2 protein-coding genes are annotated in these 1,018 nt (G+C 61.8%); both read left to right on the forward strand.

What is annotated here, in order from left to right; all coding sequences use genetic code 11:
- Window positions 1-61 precede the first annotated feature (61 nt).
- Window positions 62-859, forward strand: a complete 798-nt coding sequence (rpsC, locus tag ACIP1U_RS32635) for a 30S ribosomal protein S3 (RefSeq protein WP_400324092.1) — start codon at window positions 62-64, stop codon at window positions 857-859.
- Between the two features lie 2 nt (window positions 860-861).
- On the forward strand, window positions 862-1,018 hold a 157-nt coding region (locus ACIP1U_RS32640; RefSeq protein WP_400324095.1), incomplete at its 3' end, for a ribosomal protein L16.

The raw sequence follows: 1,018 nt of genomic DNA on the forward strand, positions 1-1,018 counted from the left end.
CAACCGCATCGAGAAACAAAACTGTCACATCACAGTTACGCTCGGCAACTAAGGAGACACGATGGTACAGAAGATTCATCCGACTCGCTTCCGTCTGCATTTCAGCCGAAACTCCGCTTCGCGCTGGTACGCCAGCAACACGAAGTTCGCCGGCATGCTGAAGGAAGACATCGAAGTTCGCGACTTCCTGAAGAAGAAGCTGAAGAACGCATCGGTTGGCCGCGTCGTCATCGAGCGCCCCGCCCGCAATGCCCGTATCACCATTTACAGCTCGCGTCCGGGCGTGGTGATCGGCAAGAAGGGTGAGGACATCGAACTGCTGAAGGCCGAACTGCAGCGTCGCATGGGCGTGCCCGTGCACGTGAACATCGAGGAAATCCGCAAGCCGGAAACCGATGCTCAGCTGATCGCCGACTCGATCACCCAGCAGCTCGAGCGCCGCATCATGTTCCGCCGCGCCATGAAGCGCGCCATGCAGAACGCGATGCGCCTGGGTGCCCAGGGTATCAAGATCATGAGCGCCGGCCGTCTGAACGGTATCGAAATCGCACGTACCGAGTGGTACCGCGAAGGCCGTGTGCCCCTGCACACCCTGCGCGCCGACATCGACTACGGCTTCTCCGAAGCAGAAACCACCTACGGCATCATCGGTGTCAAGGTGTGGGTCTACAAGGGGGATCACCTCGGCCGCAATGACGCGCCGGTGGTGGAAGAGCCGCAAGACGACCGTCGTCGTCGCCCGGGTCGTCCGGAAGGTCGCCGCCGTGAAGGCGAAGGCCGTCCGGGTGGCAACCGCCGTGGCGGTGCCGGTGCCGGTCGTCGCGCTGCGCCTGGCGCAGATGGGAAGAGTGGAGAATAACGATGCTGCAACCTAAGCGCAGAAAATACCGCAAGGAGCAGAAAGGCCGCAACACGGGTAAGGCTACCCGTGGCAACGCCGTGTCTTTCGGCGAATTCGGCCTGACGGCAATGGGCCGTGGCCGTCTGACCGCTCGTCAGATTGAGTCGGCACGTCGTG

Source organism: Cupriavidus sp. NPDC089707, from assembly GCF_044748965.1.
Classification (GTDB): domain Bacteria; phylum Pseudomonadota; class Gammaproteobacteria; order Burkholderiales; family Burkholderiaceae; genus Cupriavidus.